At 66.9% G+C, this 15,944-nt stretch carries 12 protein-coding genes; 6 read left to right on the forward strand and 6 right to left on the reverse strand.

The window, feature by feature from the left end:
• Nucleotides 1-83: 83 nt before the first annotated feature.
• Nucleotides 84-752, reverse strand: a complete 669-nt coding sequence (locus K7G82_RS07595; protein WP_222989252.1) for a helix-turn-helix domain-containing protein — start codon at nt 750-752, stop codon at nt 84-86.
• Between the two features lie 216 nt (nt 753-968).
• Here K7G82_RS07595 and bla point away from each other — a divergent pair, with 216 nt between their 5' ends.
• The 4 genes from bla (at nt 969) to K7G82_RS07615 (ending at nt 7,545) form a co-directional block, all read left to right on the forward strand.
• Entirely contained in the window at nt 969-1,994 is a 1,026-nt protein-coding gene (gene bla, locus K7G82_RS07600; RefSeq protein WP_222989253.1) for a class A beta-lactamase, read from the forward strand.
• A 119-nt stretch (nt 1,995-2,113) separates the two neighbouring features.
• Nucleotides 2,114-3,784 carry an N-acyl-D-amino-acid deacylase family protein gene (locus K7G82_RS07605; protein ID WP_222989254.1) on the forward strand — a complete coding sequence of 557 codons (1,671 nt, stop codon included), beginning with the start codon at nt 2,114-2,116 and terminating at the stop codon, nt 3,782-3,784.
• Between the two features lie 76 nt (nt 3,785-3,860).
• Nucleotides 3,861-5,150 carry an alanine racemase gene (locus K7G82_RS07610; RefSeq protein WP_222989255.1) on the forward strand — a complete coding sequence of 430 codons (1,290 nt, stop codon included), beginning with the start codon at nt 3,861-3,863 and terminating at the stop codon, nt 5,148-5,150.
• 49 nt (nt 5,151-5,199) lie between these two features.
• Nucleotides 5,200-7,545: a serine hydrolase gene (locus K7G82_RS07615; protein WP_222989256.1), complete on the forward strand. Its 2,346-nt coding sequence runs from the start codon at nt 5,200-5,202 to the stop codon at nt 7,543-7,545.
• A gap of 448 nt (nt 7,546-7,993) precedes the next feature.
• On the opposite strand, the gene K7G82_RS07620 is transcribed toward K7G82_RS07615, so the two are convergent.
• Nucleotides 7,994-9,136 carry a YkvI family membrane protein gene (locus K7G82_RS07620; RefSeq protein WP_222989257.1) on the reverse strand — a complete coding sequence of 381 codons (1,143 nt, stop codon included), beginning with the start codon at nt 9,134-9,136 and terminating at the stop codon, nt 7,994-7,996.
• Between the two features lie 87 nt (nt 9,137-9,223).
• Nucleotides 9,224-9,430: a hypothetical protein gene (locus tag K7G82_RS07625; RefSeq protein WP_222989258.1), complete on the reverse strand. Its 207-nt coding sequence runs from the start codon at nt 9,428-9,430 to the stop codon at nt 9,224-9,226.
• Between the two features lie 178 nt (nt 9,431-9,608).
• On the opposite strand from K7G82_RS07625, the gene K7G82_RS07630 reads away from it, so the two are divergent.
• Nucleotides 9,609-10,796, forward strand: coding sequence for a JmjC domain-containing protein (locus K7G82_RS07630; RefSeq protein WP_222989259.1), 1,188 nt, complete (start codon nt 9,609-9,611; stop codon nt 10,794-10,796).
• Between the two features lie 37 nt (nt 10,797-10,833).
• Here the strand turns inward: K7G82_RS07630 and K7G82_RS07635 are convergent, their stop codons facing one another.
• The 3 genes from K7G82_RS07635 to K7G82_RS07645 form a co-directional block, all read right to left on the reverse strand.
• Entirely contained in the window at nt 10,834-12,474 is a 1,641-nt protein-coding gene (locus K7G82_RS07635) for a M28 family peptidase (protein ID WP_222989260.1), read from the reverse strand.
• Nucleotides 12,475-12,563: 89 nt separating this feature from the next.
• A complete protein-coding gene (locus K7G82_RS07640; RefSeq protein WP_222989261.1) occupies nt 12,564-13,574 on the reverse strand; it encodes a 1-aminocyclopropane-1-carboxylate deaminase in 1,011 nt (336 codons plus the stop codon).
• Nucleotides 13,575-13,755: 181 nt separating this feature from the next.
• Nucleotides 13,756-14,244 carry an Lrp/AsnC ligand binding domain-containing protein gene (locus K7G82_RS07645; protein WP_222989262.1) on the reverse strand — a complete coding sequence of 163 codons (489 nt, stop codon included), beginning with the start codon at nt 14,242-14,244 and terminating at the stop codon, nt 13,756-13,758.
• A 139-nt stretch (nt 14,245-14,383) separates the two neighbouring features.
• On the opposite strand from K7G82_RS07645, the gene cls reads away from it, so the two are divergent.
• The gene (gene cls, locus K7G82_RS07650) at nt 14,384-15,796 is read left to right on the forward strand and encodes a cardiolipin synthase (RefSeq protein WP_222990215.1); all 1,413 of its coding nucleotides are present in this window, start codon (nt 14,384-14,386) and stop codon (nt 15,794-15,796) included.
• Nucleotides 15,797-15,944 lie beyond the last annotated feature (148 nt).

Here is a 15,944-nt window from a genome sequence, read left to right on the forward strand (position 1 = left end):
TCCATGGCCAGCCGGAGCGCCCGGATCCCTCAGGGCCGCATTTTTCCGGGCCGTCGGCCGGAACCGGCCAACGCGGAATCGCCCTAGATTGCTTCCGAGGTCTCGATCGGGTTGAGCGCCGATTTCAGATCGGCGTCGGTGGCCGAGCAGACGGAGAGGATGCGGCACGGGCCGTCGCCCACCGCGACATAGGCATGGCCCATCAGCCCGTCGAAATAGATCGAATCCCCGACGCCCATCAGCGCGGGGGCGTAGAGGTCGCAATGGAACTCGCACTGCCCTTCCAGCACCAGCGCGTATTCCTCGCCGGGATGGCGCATCAGATCGCCGAATTCCTCGATCGAGCGCACCTGCACGTCGATGATCATCGGGTTCAGCGTCTTGTTGAGCAGATCGGCCGCCGGATAGACATAGCCATAGGTGGCGGTGCGGATCGACGGCCCCTTGCCCGCGCGGGTGATCGCGCGGCGGCCGGTGGCGGCGCTGGGCGCGGCGGGCGGCGCGCTGGCGGCGAACAGGCGGGTGATGTCGATGCTGAGGCCACGGCTGAGGCGCAGCAGCTTTTCATAGCTGAGCGACATCTTGCCGTTTTCCACCTTGGAAAGCGTCGAGACGGGCATGCCCGTGCGCTTGCTGACCTCGGCCAGCGTCCAGCCGCGTTCGGTGCGGATACCGCGCAGAACCGCGCCCGGATCGATCTCCGCCGTGGCTGGAGCAAGCCCCGTGGGCTCGCGATGATTTGCTGAAGACATTCTCGTCCTTTCCCGGCCTCGCCGAATAGCAGAGCCTTGTCGAGCTGTCATCGTCCCCCCGGGGCGACGCCGATCGGGCGTCGCGCCGTCGCAGAATAGTCGGGATCGCCCAAGTTGACAAATATGAAAAATCTGAAACAACCATTTCGGATCTAATCGCCGGAAGCCGGGGTGATGCCGGGGGCGATCGACGCCATCAGCCTGAAAGGATCATCGATGCGGCGCATGCGCTTTCTTCCCGTCGTGGCGGCCCTGGCGATCGCGATGCCCGGCGCGATCCCCGCCCCGCTCCTCGCCGCGCCCGCCGCCAAAAGCGCGGAAACAAGCGCCCGCGCGCGGCTGGAGGCGGCGTTCGCGCAGCTCGCCAGGCAGACCGACGGCACCGTCGGCGTGGCGGTGCAGCGTGTCGGCGGCGGCGATGCGGCGCTGCTCAACGCGGGCACGACCTTCCCGATGGCGAGCACCTTCAAGATCGCGGTGGCCGGGGCGATCCTGGCGCGGATCGACAAGGGGGAGATGACGCTGGGCCAGCTCGTCACCGTCGATCCCGCGCTGATCGTCAATTCCGCCGGCATCGCCGAACAGACGCCGCACGACGGCGTCGCGCTGTCGGTCCACAACTTGCTCGAACTGATGCTGACGCGCAGCGACAATACCGCGACCGACGTGCTGCTGGCCGAAGCCGGCGGCCCGGCGGCGGTGACGGCATGGCTGCGCGGCATCGGCATCACCGGCCAGCAGATCGACGGCGGCACCGGTCCGCTGATCCTGCGCGCGCTGGGCGTGCCGCCGGGGCCGGGCAGCTTCCGCGAGCGCCGGGCGGCGGCGATGGCCGATCCCACGATGCGCGAACGCAGCCAGAAGCGCGCGCCCAACGTCGCGTTCAACAATGATCCGCGCGACGCCTCCACGCCGGAAGCGATGCTGAAGCTGTTGCTGACGATCCGCGCGGGCAAGGCGGTGAGCGCGGCGAGCACGAAGACGCTGATCGAGATCATGGAGCGCTGCCATACCGGCGACAAGAGGCTGAAAGGGCTGCTGCCCGTCGACACCGTCGTCGCGCACAAGACCGGCACGTTGATGAGCATCGCCAATGATGTCGGGCTGGTGACGCTGCCCGACGGCAGTCAGTTCGCGATCGCGGTGTTCGTGAAGGGCGATACCAAGGGCACCGAGGTGCAGGACCGCGTGATCGCCGATGTCGCGCGCACCGCGTACGACTATTTCCTGCTCGGCGGGTGACGCGTCGTTGACCACGTTTTCAGAACGGAAAAATTGTTCCGGTTTTTGAAAAATTCGCTTTTCCGGCGGATCGTTCCGTCGTAGCTTCCCGCGCTTCTAGCAGGGGAGCATGTCGAACCATGAAAAAGCGGATCGCGGCATTGGTTGGCCTGGTCGGACTGTCGCTGCACGGCGCGGCGATGGCGAACGACACGGGCAAATGGGATTATCTGATCACCAATGCGCGGATCGTGGACGGCACCGGCGCACCCTGGTTTCGGGGCGCCGTCGCGGTCGACGAGGGCAAGATCGTCTGGATCGGCGCGTCGAAGCCGGACGAGACGCGCGCCGAAAAGGTGATCGACGCGAAGGATCGCGTGCTTTCCCCCGGCTTCATGGATTTCATGGGTCAGAGCACCTTGGTCTATCTGACCAATCCCGCCTCCGCCCAGTCGCGCCTGACCCAGGGCATCACCGTGCATCTGAGCGGCGAGGGCGGATCGCCCGCGCCGCAGAACGACCAGACCCAGCCCGAACCGGTGATGATCGCGGGCAAGCCCTATCGCTGGCGCACCTATGCCGAATATTTCAAGATCATGGACGATCTGGGCGTGCCCGTGAACGTCGTCCACAATGTCGGCGCCGCGCAGGTCCGCCGCGTGGTGATGGGCGTGGAGGATCGCACGCCGACCCCGCAGGAAATGGAGAAGATGAAGACGCTCGTCGATCAGGCAATGCGCGATGGCGCGTCGGGCCTGTCGACCGCGCTGATTTATCCGCCGGGCAATTACCAGACGACGGGCGAGCTGATCGAGCTGGCCAAGATGGTGAAGCCCTATGGCGGCTTCTATTCGACGCATATGCGCAACGAGAGCAACAAGCTGCTCGATTCGATCGATGAATCGATCGCGATCGGCCAGGGCGCGGGCATTCCCGTCCAGATCTATCACCTGAAGGCGGCGGGCGTGCGCAACTGGCCGCTGATGCAGAAGGCGGTCGATCGCATCGCGGCGGCGCGCGTCGCGGGCATCGACGTCACCGCCGACATCTATCCCTATATCCGCAACGGCATCGGCCTGGGCTCGTTCGTGCCGCCGCAATCCTATGCGCACGGGCCGCAGGCCTTCTACAAGACGCTGTCCGATCCCAAGGTGCGCGCGGCGCTGCGCAAGACCGTCGAAACCGATACCTCGTGGGAGAACTGGTACGACCATGTCGGCCAGGACTGGAACAATGTGCAGATCACCGACGATGCGCTGGGCGCCGACCTGGTCGGGCTCAGCATCGCGCAGGCGGCGAAGAAGCGCGGCAAGGACGAATGGACCTTCGTGTTCGACACGATCGCCGCGGGCGGCGTCGGCGTCGCCCCGCTCAGCATGAACGAGGAGCAGAAGCATATCGGCCTGCGCGCGCCGTTCATGATGATCAACACCGATACCTCGCCCGCCAGCCCCGATGTCGACGGGCTGGCCGTGCATCCGCGCGCCTATGGCACGATGCCGCGCGTGCTCGCCAAATATGTGCGCGAGGAAAAGGTGATCCCGCTGGAGGAAGCGATCCGGCGGATGACCTCGGCCTCCGCCAACCGCCTCGGCCTGTACGATCGCGGCCGCATCGGCGTGGGCTATGCCGCCGATCTGCTGCTGTTCGATCCCAACACCGTGCAGGACCACGCGACCTTCGAGAACCCGGCGCAATATTCGACGGGCATGGATTATGTGTGGGTGAACGGCGTGCTCGCGATCGACAATGGCAAGATGACGGGCGCGCGCGCCGGCAAGGTGATCCGCTTCAGCAAGCCAGCGTCCTGAGGCGCGGCCAGACATTTCCGAACATATGCATATGCGCCCCGCCGCCTTTGGCGGGGCGAAGGGAGACGACGAGAGAATGACCGACAAGCGGCCGGCTGCCGTGCTCGACTGGCGCCTGAAGGGCATGCCGGCGGATTGCGAGGAGATTGGCGCGGACGCGCTGGCCGATGCCGGCTGGCACGTGCTGCGCGAGGATCTGATGCTGCCCGCCGCCGTGCTGCGCGAATCGGCGATGCGCCACAACAGCGAATGGATGCGCAAGTTCACGCAATTGTCGGGCGCGCGCATCGCGCCGCACGGCAAGACGACGATGAGCCCGGATCTGTTCGCGATGCAGATGGCGGATGGCGCCTGGGGCCTGACCGCCGCGACGATCGGCCATGTCCGCACCTATCGCAAGCACGGCATCGGCACGATCCTGCTCGCCAACCAGCTCATCGGGCGGCAGAACATCGCCTATGTCGTGGCCGAGCTGCGCCGCGATCCCGAGTTCGATTTCTATTGCCTCGTCGATTCCGCCGCCTCGGTCGATCTGCTGGAGGCCGCGCTCGCCGCCGATCCGCCGGGCCGGCCGCTCCAGGTGCTGATCGAGCTGGGCTTTCCCGGCGGCCGCACGGGGTTCCGCGACAATGACGCGGCGCTGGCGGTCGCGCGGCGCATCGCCGCCTCTCCGCTGCTGTCGCTGCGCGGCGTGGAGGCGTTCGAGGGGGTTTTCCAGGGCACGCCCGCCGAAAGCCGCGATCCGCAGGTGCGCGCGCTGCTCGATCGCGTGGTCGGGCTGGCCGACGCATGCAGCGACGAACAGCTTTTCACCGGCCGGCCGATCATCACCGCGGGCGGATCGTCGCTGTTCGACATGGTCGCCGAAACCTTCGCCGCCGCCGCGGTGGAGCGGCCCTATACGGTGATCCTGCGCAGCGGCTGCTACCTTGTGCACGACAGCCATTTCTACAAGCAGCTGGTCGAGGGGCTGATCCGCCGCTCGCCCGTCGCCGCCAGCCTGGGCGACGGCCTGCGCGGTGCGCTGGAAGTGTGGGCCTATGTCCATTCGCGGCCGGAAGAGACCCGGCTGGTCGCGGGGCTGGGCAAGCGCGACATCGCCGACGATGTCGCCCCGCCCACGGTGCTCGGCTGGGCCCGGCCCGGCCCGGACGCGGAAATGCTGCCCATTCCGGCCGATCACCGCGTCGTCCGGCTCGACGACCAGCACGCCTATCTCGACATTCCGGCCGATTCCCCGCTCCAGCCGGGGGACATGGTGGCCTTCGGGGTTTCGCACCCCTGCACCACCTTTGACAAATGGCAGGCGCTCTATCTTGTCGATGATGGCCTTCGCGTGACGGGCGCGATACGAACATTCTTCTGACGCCCGTCCGCACGGGCGCGGGTTCAAGCAGGTTGTGAAGGGAAGACGCGTGAAGAAGCTCCTGGTCCTGTTGCTTTTCCTGGTTCCGGCGATGGCGCCGGCCACGGCCTCCGCCGATGCCGGCCTCGCCCCCGATCTGGGCAGGGCCGCCGCGCTGATCGGCGAGGCCGCGAAATGGGAAGTCGAGAACAAGCGCGTGCCCTCGGTCGCGGTCGCGATCGTCGGTCCGGAGGGCGTCCGCTGGTCGGGCACCTGGGGCAAGGCCGACGCGGAGGGCAAGGTGCCCGCCACGCCCGAAACCATCTATCGCGCCGGATCGGTCAGCAAGCTGTTCACCGATGTCGCGGTGATGCGGCTGGTCGAACAGGGCAAGCTGAACCTCGACGCGCCGGTCAGCACCTATCTGCCCAGCTTCAAGCCGCGCAATCCGTTCGGCGGGCAGATCACGCTGCGCCAGTTGATGACGCACCGCAGCGGCCTGGTGCGCGAGGCGCCGCGCGGCAATTATTTCGATATCGCGCCCAAGGGGCAGGCCGATTCGGTGCTCAGCCTGAACGAGACCAGCCTGGTCGCGGCGCCCGGCACGATCACCAAATATTCGAACGCCGGCATCGCGGTGGTGGGCGAGGTCGTCGCCCGCGTGACCGGCATGCCCTATGAACAGGCGGTGTCGACCCTGGTGTTCCGTCCGCTCGGCATGGCGTCCAGCGGGATGACCGCCGCCCCTTTCCAGGGCCGCATCGCCTATAGCGAGATGGCGGCGTTCGACGGGCCGCGCATTCCGGCGCCGCCGATCGAGCTGGGCACGCCCGCCGCCGGGAGCCTGTTCACCACGCTCGGCGATCTCGGCCGGTTCGCGCAGGCGATGCTCAATCGCGGCAAGCTGCCCGACGGCGTGCTGCTGAAGCCCGCGACGCTCGACGAGATGTGGCGCCGGCAGTTTCCGGGCGACGCGTCGACGCGCGGCTATGGCATCGGTTTCGCGCTGTCTCAGATCGACGGCCAGCGCGTCGTCGGCCATGGCGGCGCGATCTATGGCCATGTCACCGACGTGCTGATCATGCCCGACTCCGGCATCGCCGTCGTCGCCTTCGCCACCGTCGATTCGAGCAACAGCGCGGGCAAGCTCGCCGATTATGCGCTGCGGACGGTGGCCGCGATCGCCAAGGGCGCCAACCCGCCCGCCTTCGGCACCGGCACGCTGGTGACCGGGCCGGACGCGAAACGGCTTTCGGGCTGGTTCACCAACGGCAAGGCCAGCGTGAGCACGCGCATCTACAACGAGCATCTGGTGATCGATGCGCCCGAACTGGTGGGCGATATCCGCCGGACGGCGAACGGCTTCATCGTCGAGGACGCGCAGACCCGCTACGACAAGCTCGCCATCGCCGACGACGGTTCGTGGATCGATCTGGCGGGCACGCGCTACACGCGCGGCACCATGCCGGAACCGCCGCAGCCCGCCGCCGATTTCGCGGCATTGGTCGGCAATTACGGCTGGGATCACAATGTGATCCGTATCTACGAGCGTGACGGGCGGCCCTTCGCCTGGGTCGAATGGGTCGATCACATGCCGCTGACGCGGGTGGATGCGAACCGTTATGCCTTCCCCAAACAGGGCGGGCTCTATCCGCTCGAAGCCCTGACCTTCGAGCGGAACGCCAAGGGGGCGGTCACCGCGCTCAGCCTGAGCGGCATACGCTTCCCCCGCCGAGACTTCGGCGCGGAGATCGAGGCGAAGGTGAGATCGGACATGCAGACGGGGGGCGCGGCGCTGCGCGCGGAAGCGCTCAAGGCATCGCCGCCAAAGGAAATACGGCCCAAGCCGAGCGATCTTGTCGCGCTGACATCGGTCGATCCGACGATCCGGCTCGATATCCGCTATGCCGGCACCAATAATTTCCTGGGCACCCCGGTCTATGAAAGCAGCGCCGCCTTTCTCCAGCGCCCGGCGGCCGAGGCGCTGGGCCGCGTCAACCAGGCGCTGCGCAAGCGCGGGTTCGGCCTGCTGATCCACGACGCCTATCGCCCTTGGTTCGTCACCAAGATGTTCTGGGACGCCAGCCCGCCGTCGAGCCGGATGTTCGTCGCCGATCCTTCGCAGGGATCGCGCCACAATCGCGGCGCGGCGGTGGATCTCACCATGTTCGAGCTCAAGACCGGCAAGCCGATCGTGACCACGGGCCGCTATGACGAGTTCTCGACGCGCTCCTATTCCAACTTCGTGGGCGGAACGGATCATCAGCGCTGGCTGCGCGAAGTGCTGCGTTCCGCGATCGAGGCCGAGGGCTTCGATGTCTATCCCGAGGAATGGTGGCACTTCGACTATGGCGACTGGCGCGACTATCCGATCGGCAACCAGACCTTCGAGGAACTGGGCAAGAAGGCGAAGTGAAGGAGCGGCGGGCGTCTGGTGACGCCCGCCGTTTCTTCAGTCAGGGCGTTGGTCGTGGGGCATGTCACGCCGATGAAGGTCGGCATCCCCGAGCGTAAATCGCGCATCCAATCCAGATCGTCATGCCGGCCCCTTCGACGCCGCTTCCGGCGTTGCTCAGGATCAACCTCGCCTTCGGCGAAGGCGGGCATGAATTATGGGGTTGGCCGGACGAGAAGTGGCTGGCCGGCTGGGCGGTTCATGACGAAATTCCCGCGCGTCGTTCCAGCGAAAGCTGGAGCCTATGCGGTCACCGGGGGGCGGCAATGCGGTGGGACGAATCCTTTGGGCTCCAGCTTTACGCTGCAATTACGCAAAGACCCCGCTCGCCGGTGATGGCGATGCGGGGTCTGGTGCCGGTTCGATTTTCCGGTCGAGCGCTGTGTGTTCCCGCGCTTCAGGTGCGCCTTCAGGCTTCCGATCGGTTGAAGTCCGCCGCCGCCGGCTCGGCCGCCGGGCCGCGCAGCAGGCGGTAGAGGCCGAAGGTGAACAGCGGGATCACGAACACCGCCAGGAAGGTGTAGGCGAGCAGGCGATAGCCGTTGGCGATCAGCGCGACGAGGCCGAAATGATTGGCGACGAAGATGCAGCCGATCAGCAGGCTGGCGGCGATCACCGCGCGGGCCACGGTGCTCAGCTCGCTGCCGCGCCGCGCGCGCCACACCGCCGCGATTCGTTCGTTGATGGCGTGGACCGATCCGGTGCCGCTTTCCAGCAGCGCCGCGAAGATCATGAACTGGAACAGCAGGTGGAACAGCGGCATGTTGAGCTGCGTCAGCATGAAATCGGACGGCAGCGTCTCATGCTCGATCGCGGGATAGAAGGCGATCATGCAGACGAAGAACAGGATGGCGGGCGCCATCGCCAGCGGGCCGGCGATCAGGCCGGAGACGATCGCGTCGCGCTGGCTGGTCAGGTGGCGCAGCACCGGCAGCACGATGACGGCGCCGACGATATTGTAGCTGGCATAGGTGATGCCGCCCAGCGCCCAGCCGTCAGACGGGGCGGGAATCGAGAAATTGGTGGCGATCTTGTCTCCGAACACGCCCAGCGCGAGGACCAGGAACAGCGCGTAGACGCCGTAGAGCAGGAAGGAGACATATTTGAACAGTTCCTCGACAGAGGAATTGCCGAATGCCGCGAAGCCCGCGATCGACGCCGCCAGCACCAGGGTGCCGACGATCGGCGGCAGGCCGAACATCGCCGCGCCGATCGCACCGGCGGCGGCGCCGAACACCGCCAGGATCAGGACGACGAACAGCACATAGGCGATTTCGAACGCGATCCAGCCCGGCCCCAGCAGCCGCGAGAAGAAGGTGCGGTAATCATAGGCGCCGACATGGCGGGCGAAGGCGAAGGTGACCGCCGCGATGATGCTCCACAGCACCGTCGCCAGCAGCATCGCGCCCAGGCCGCCCCAGGGGCCGCTGGGCATGAAGAATTCGGCGAGCTCGCGGCCGGTGGCGTAGCCGCCGCCGATCACCACGGCCTTGAAGGCGAAACCGGGCAGCAGAATCCGCTGGAACCAGCTCGGTTGAGCGTTTTCTGCCATATGCTTGAACCCCCCTGTCACCGGGGATGCACAGGCCCGGCAATCTTGTTTTCACCAGCGGCAAAAATATATCCGATCAGGATGAAGTCAACCTAGTTGTAATCTTGCGGGGTGGAGAGAAGCGCGATCGGGCGATCGCTTCATGGGATCCGCCGGCGCGATCCCCCGCGCGGCGCGTTTGGCGTAGCGCGCGGCGCGGGCCATGTGTGCCAGGCGGCGCAGGCCGTCGCCAGCCGCCTCGGCGGCGCGCAGTTCGAGTTTCCAGCATCGAATGATGGCGGCGTGGAACGACATGGGCAATCTCCATCGTCCGCTCCGGCATGGAGCGCGGCCAGTATAACGCCCGGCCGCGATCATGCCCCGCCGCTCCGGCGCGATTTGTGGGCGGGCGGTCTCATCCTGAAAGGCGCCGTCAGGCCGCCGGGTGGGACGATCGATTGCGGTCTCCCCGCACTTCGCGATAGGGTTCGGCATGATTCACGCGCAAGCCAAGGCGATCGTCCAGGCCATAATCGATCCGCTGCCATTGGCGGAATTCATGGCGGCGGTGGAAGCAAGCCGGGCGCTCGATGTGCCGTCCGCACCCGATCATCCGCGCGCGATGCTCTTCGGCGAGGATCCGGCGCAGACCGTGCTCGGTGCCTATGCCACACATAGCGCGGTGCTGGACTCGCACGGTACGGCGCCGACGGGGCCCAGGCCCGATGCGGCAAGATGCGAGGATCCCGCCGCCTTCCGGTCGTTGATCGCGCGTTTTCACGATACTGGCTATACGGTGCGCGTGCCGGACGTGGTGCCCCTGTCTCCACCCCTGCAGGCGTTCGCACGCGCGCTGGAGGCACTGATCCACCAGCCGGTGACGGCATCCCTGTTCTGGAGCATCGATCGCGCCCGTGCCGCCGTCCATTATGACGAGAACGACATCATCGCCGTGCAGCTTTCGGGCCGAAAACGCTGGTGGATATCGACCGAGCCGCCGGAACTGACGGTCGGCTGGAAGCAGCCGGGGTTGGGCGAAACCCGGCTCGGCGCGCATCGTGTCGTAGATGTTGGGCCGGGCGATCTGCTCTATATTCCACGCGGCACGCCCCATACGGTGGAGTCGCTCTCCGACTCGCTCCATCTTTCGATCCTGTTCACGCCGCTCACCCTGCGCGAAGCGGTGATCGCGGCGCTCGATCATCTTTCAAATACCACCCTGCCGCTGCGCCAGACATTGCTGGCGATGGATGGCGAAGCATTGCGGGACGGCGGGGCCGCCGGACCGCAGGCGCGGATCGCCGATGCGGTGGCGTTGCTGCTCGACCGCTGCCGATCGGACGGCTTTGTCGGCGCGGCACTGCAGAAACGTGCCGCGCGGATGGTGGGGGCATTGCCCGTTCTCGACAAGGTGGCGACCGCGCCGGTCACGCCGGCGACGATCGTCGTTCACGCGCCCAACGCGATCAGCGCGATGTTCGCGACGACGGGCTGGATCGATTGGGCACAGCCGGGCGGGCACATCCATATTCATCGCGGGGTCGAGCAGGGATTGCGCTTCATCGCCGAAACGCCGTCCTTCCGCATCGCCGATATTCCAGGTGAAGGCGTCAGCGACGCGGTGCGCGTGGCGCTTGCCGAACGTTTCCTGCTGAGCGGGTTCCTGCGGATCGAAGGGTGACGGTGCGCACGAAGCGCGCTGCCTTCACCCCTGATCGTCAGCGGCCGGTGCGACTCTTGTCGCGCGCGGCGCGGAATTCGTCGCCGGGCACCCAGTTGGGCCAGCTTCCGCTTTCGGCGAGCTCGCGTCCGATCGTGTAATAGAGGCGCAGGTCCGAAGCGACGCCCGCCCAGTCCCAGGACGGATCATATTCGTCCTTGGGGCCGTGATAGCGATGTTCCTCATAATCCTTCGCGGCCGCGGCGCCGGCCGCCTTGCCGCCCTTCACCAGATCGTCGCCGCCCTCGAAATAGAGCATCGGCACGCCCTGCTTGGCGAGGCTGAAATGGTCCGAACGGTAATAAAAGCCCTTTTCCGGGGTCGGCTCCCGCGTCGCCACGCGGCCTTCGGCGGCGAGTGCGCGATCGAGCAGCGCGTCCAGCTCCGACTTGCCCTTGCCGATCACCACGACGTTCTTCGCGGCGCCCGCCACGCTCAGCGCGTCCATGTTGACGCCCGCGACGGTGTCGGCGAGCGGCAGCACCGGATGCTCGCCATAATATTTGGAGCCGAGCAGGCCAGATTCCTCGGCGGTGACCGCGAGGAAGGCGATGCTGCGATCGGGCGCGCCCGCCTTCGCATGCGCCTGTGCCAGCGCGACCAGTGCGGCGGTGCCCGTCGCGTTGTCGACCGCGCCGTTGCAGATGTCGTCGCCGTCGGGCGCGGGCTTGCAGCGGCCGAGATGATCCCAGTGCGCGGTGTAGAGCACATATTCGTCGGGCCGCTTCTTGCCGGGCAGCACCGCGATGAAATTCTTCGACGCGTGCTTGCGCAGGCTGTTGTCGAACGAGACCGAGGCCGTCACGCCAAGCGCGACCGGTTTGAAGCCCGGCTTCTTCGCGGCGGCGGTGAGGGCGGCCAGATCCTGCCCCGCGCTCGCCATCAGCGCCTTCGCCTTGTCGTTGCTGATCCAGCCCACCGCCGGGGCCGCGCTCATATTGCCGTCTGGCGCGTCGGCCACCTGCTGCGCGCCGGTCCAGCTCGACTGGACGACGTTCCAGCCATAGGCGGCGGGCGCGGTATCGTGCACGATGATCGCGGCGGCGGCGCCCTGGCGCGCGGCTTCCTCGAACTTGTAGGTCCAGCGCCCGTAATAGGTCATGGCGCGGCCGCCGAACGGCCCCTCCAGCCCCGGCGTCTCATAATCGGGATCGTTGACGAGGATGATGACGGTCTTCCCCTTCACGTCCAGCCCGGCATAATCGTTCCAGTTCTTCTCCGGCGCGTTGATGCCGTAGCCGACAAAGACGACGGGGCTGTCCTTCACCGCGATATGCGGGGTGACGCGATAGGTGCCGATCACCATTTCCGGGCCATAGGCGGCGGAGACGGGGGCCTTGCCGCCGGTGAAGGCGAGCGCGGAGACGTTCTTCGCGGTGATCTCCACCAGCGGCACGTCCTGCAGCCAGCTTCCCTTGTTGCCGGGTTTCAGGCCGAGTTTCGCGAATTCCGCCGCGAGCAGCGCCAGCGTCTTCTCCTCGCCCGCGCTGCCGGGCGCGCGGCCCTCGAACGCGTCGGACGAAAGCTCCTTCGTGACGCGCTTCATCGTCTCGATCGGAATGTCCGGCTTCGCCGGTTGGGCCAGGACCGGCGCGGCGGCGAGAAGGGCGATGATGGCGGCGCTCGCGAAAAGGCGCATGGAAGACTCCGTTGCTCAGGGCCGGCATTGGGTAGCGGTGCGGGCACGCGCTGCCAACCCAATGCCGGATTCCGGGCCGCGATCCCCGGTCAGCCGTTGCGGAAGGTGTAGCTGTATCCGTTGAGCGCGGGCGCGCCGCCGAGATGGACGTAGAGGATGCGCGATCCGGCGGGGAAATAGCCCTTGCCGGCCAGATCGATCAGCCCCTGCATCGATTTGCCCTCATAGACCGGATCGGTGACCATCCCCTCCAGCCGCGCGGCGAGGCGGATCGCCTCCAGCGTTTCGGGCGAGGGCACGCCATAGGCGGGATAGGCATAGTCCTCGACGATGACGACATCGTCCTCGACGATGGCGGGGCCGCCGATCAGCGCCGATGTCTTGCCGGCGATGTCGAGCACCTGCGCGCGCGTCCGCCCTGGCGTGAAGGATGCGTCCACGCCGATCACGCGGCGCTGGCGCCCGTCCGCCGCGAAGCCCGCGATCATGCCGCCATGGGTGGATCCGGTGACGGTGCAGGTGACGATATAATCGAAGGCGAAGCCCAGATCGCGTTCCTGCGCGCGCACCTCGTCCGCGAAGGCGGCATAGCCGAGGCCGCCGAACTTGTGGACCGACGCGCCCGCCGGAATCGCATAGGGCACGCCGCCGGCGGCGCGCACCGCCTCCAGCGCGTTCAGCCAGCTTTCGCGGATGCCGATATCGAACCCGTCATCGACCAGATTCACCTGCGCGCCCATGATCCGCGAGAGCATGATGTTGCCGACGCGATCATAGACGGCATCCTCGTGCGGCACCCAGGCTTCCTGGATCAGATGGCATTTCATGCCGATCTTCGCGGCGACGGCGGCGACCAGCCTGGTATGGTTGGATTGCACGCCGCCGATCGAGACCAGCGTGTCCGCTCCGCTCGCGATCGCGTCCGGCACGATATATTCCAGCTTGCGCAGCTTGTTGCCGCCCAGCGCCAGCCCGGAATTGCAATCCTCGCGCTTGGCGAACACCTCCACCCCGCCGCCCAGATGATCGCTCAGCCGCGAGAGCTTCTCGATCGGGGTGGGGCCGAAGGTGAGGGGGTAACGCGCGAAATCGGACAGCATCTGCCTGCTCCATCTGGATGGTGACGATAGGGGCACGCTAGCCGGAAGGGCGGGATGGGTCCTTTCTATCTATGGCGGATGATTTCGCGATTATCATCAGAAAGTCAGGTTATGCGGATGGATCATCCGAAAAATACGGTGATCGTGAAAGGATCATCCATCGCATTCCGAGTCGCGCGGCTCAGATGCTGAGCGGCGCGTTGTCGATCACCTCGCGCATCACGAAGAAGGTGCGCGTCTGGCGCACGGCGGGCAGCGCGATCAGCCTTTGCCCGTGGAGGCGGTTGAACTCCGCCATGTTCTCGACGCGGATCTTGAGGAAATAATCGAAATCGCCCGCGACCAGATGGCAGTCGATCACCATCGGGATCTCCCGCACCGCCGCCTCGAACGCGGCGAAGGATTCGGGCGTCGACCGATCGAGCACCACGCCCATGAACACCAGCGACGCGCGCCCGACCTTTTCGGGCGCGAGCTGCGCGCGGACCGAGGTGACATAGCCTTCGTCGAACAGCCGCTGGGTGTGGCGGAAACAGGTGGCCGCGCTCATGTTGACGCGGCGGGCGAGGTCGACATTGGCGATCCGGCCATTTTCCTGGAGGATGCGCAGGATCCGCATCTCCGCGCGGCTGAGCGCGCGATGCGGCAAATCTTCCGGATCCCTGGTCATGATCGAGCCTTTCTTTCGGGAAGTGGCGCGATCACGGTGATATCGTCCGTCAGCCGCGTCAAACCGAAAGCATCGGCGCGCAAGCCGGTGGCGGATGGCGCGGCTTGCAAAGCGGGGCGGGCTGGCCAACAACATCGGCATGACCGCGCTGCCGAGCATCGGCGAGATCTATTATGCCGCCGAATGGATCATCCGGCTGACGATGCTCGCGGTGGTGCCGCTCCGGCGCTCTCCCGCCGCCGCGGCGAGCTGGCTGCTGCTGATCTTCTTCCTGCCGATTCCGGGACTGGTCCTGTTCCTGGCGATCGGATCGCCGCGCTTCCCGCACTGGCGCGCCGCGCGGTTCGAGCGGTTGAAGCCCTTCGTCGCGGACGTGGCGGCGCGGATGCGGCAGGCGGCGCCGGCGGCGGCCGACGGCATGGTGCGGGACATCGTCGCGCTTGCCGACCGGCTGGGGCGGCTGCCCGCGACATCCGGCAACGCGGTGGAGCTGATCGACGATTATGAGGCGGTGATCGACCGGCTGGTCGCGGATATCGACGGCGCGCGCCGCCATGTCCGCCTGCTCGCCTATATCTTCGCCGACGACGCGACCGCCGGAAAGGTGATCGCCGCGCTGGGGCGGGCGGTCGATCGCGGCGTCGCCTGCCATGTGATGGTCGATCCGGTGGGATCGCATCGCTGGATCAAGGGGACAATGCGCGCGCTGGAGGCGAGCGGCGTGCGGGTGCGCGCAGTGCTGCCGTTCCGGCTGTGGCGCGAACGGACGCGGCGCGACATGCGCAACCATCGCAAGCTGTTCATCGTCGATGGCGAGATCGGCTATGCGGGATCGCAGAACATCGTCGCGCGCGATTTCAGGCCGGGCGTGGTCAATCGCGAACTGGTGGCGCGCGTGACGGGGCCCGCGGTCGCCGCGATGGCCGCGATCTTCGTGTCGGACTGGTATCTGGAGACCGAGGAGCTGCTGGACGCCGCCACCGCCGTGCCGCCGCGCACGGGCGCGGCGACCTTGCAGGTGCTGCCCAGCAGCGCCGACTATGCGCAGGAGGGATTCCAGACGCTGATGACCTGGCAGGTCGCCGCCGCCCGGCGCGAGATCGTGATCGTAACGCCCTATCTGGTGCCGGACGAAGGGCTGCTGGGCGCGCTCAAGACCGCCGTGCTGCGCGGCGTGGCCGTGCATGTCGTGGTGTCCGCGGTGGTCGACCAGTGGCTGGTGAGCTTCGCCCAGTCATCCTATTATGACGAGCTGCTGTCGAGCGGCGTGCATATCCATCGCTATCGCGACTATCTGCTCCACGCCAAGGCGGTGCGCGTCGACGACACGCTGGGCATCGTCGGATCGAGCAATGTCGATATCCGGTCGTTCCGGCTCAACGAGGAAGTCAGCCTGTTGCTGCTCGACCATGACGGCGTCCAGGCGCTGCGGCGCATCCAGGACGCCTATCTCGCGGCGAGCGACGAGATCGCGCTGGACGCGTGGCGCGCGCGGAGCGGGGCGCGCAAGCTGGTGGAAAATGGCGCGCGGCTGGTGAGCCCGTTGTTGTAGCGCGCCGGACGCAACCCTGCCCCATGGTCGCGCGTATAGCCTGTCTCCCGCGATCCGGGGCGCAGACGGATCGCTCCTGGCCCCGGATCCCAAACTGGATCCGGGGCCGCTTTTGGGCCAGGCCCGGGACGCGCCGCACCCGAGGCAG

Origin of the sequence: Sphingomonas colocasiae (assembly GCF_019880585.1) — a bacterium.
In the GTDB taxonomy this organism is placed as follows: Bacteria; Pseudomonadota; Alphaproteobacteria; order Sphingomonadales; family Sphingomonadaceae; genus Sphingobium_A; species Sphingobium_A colocasiae.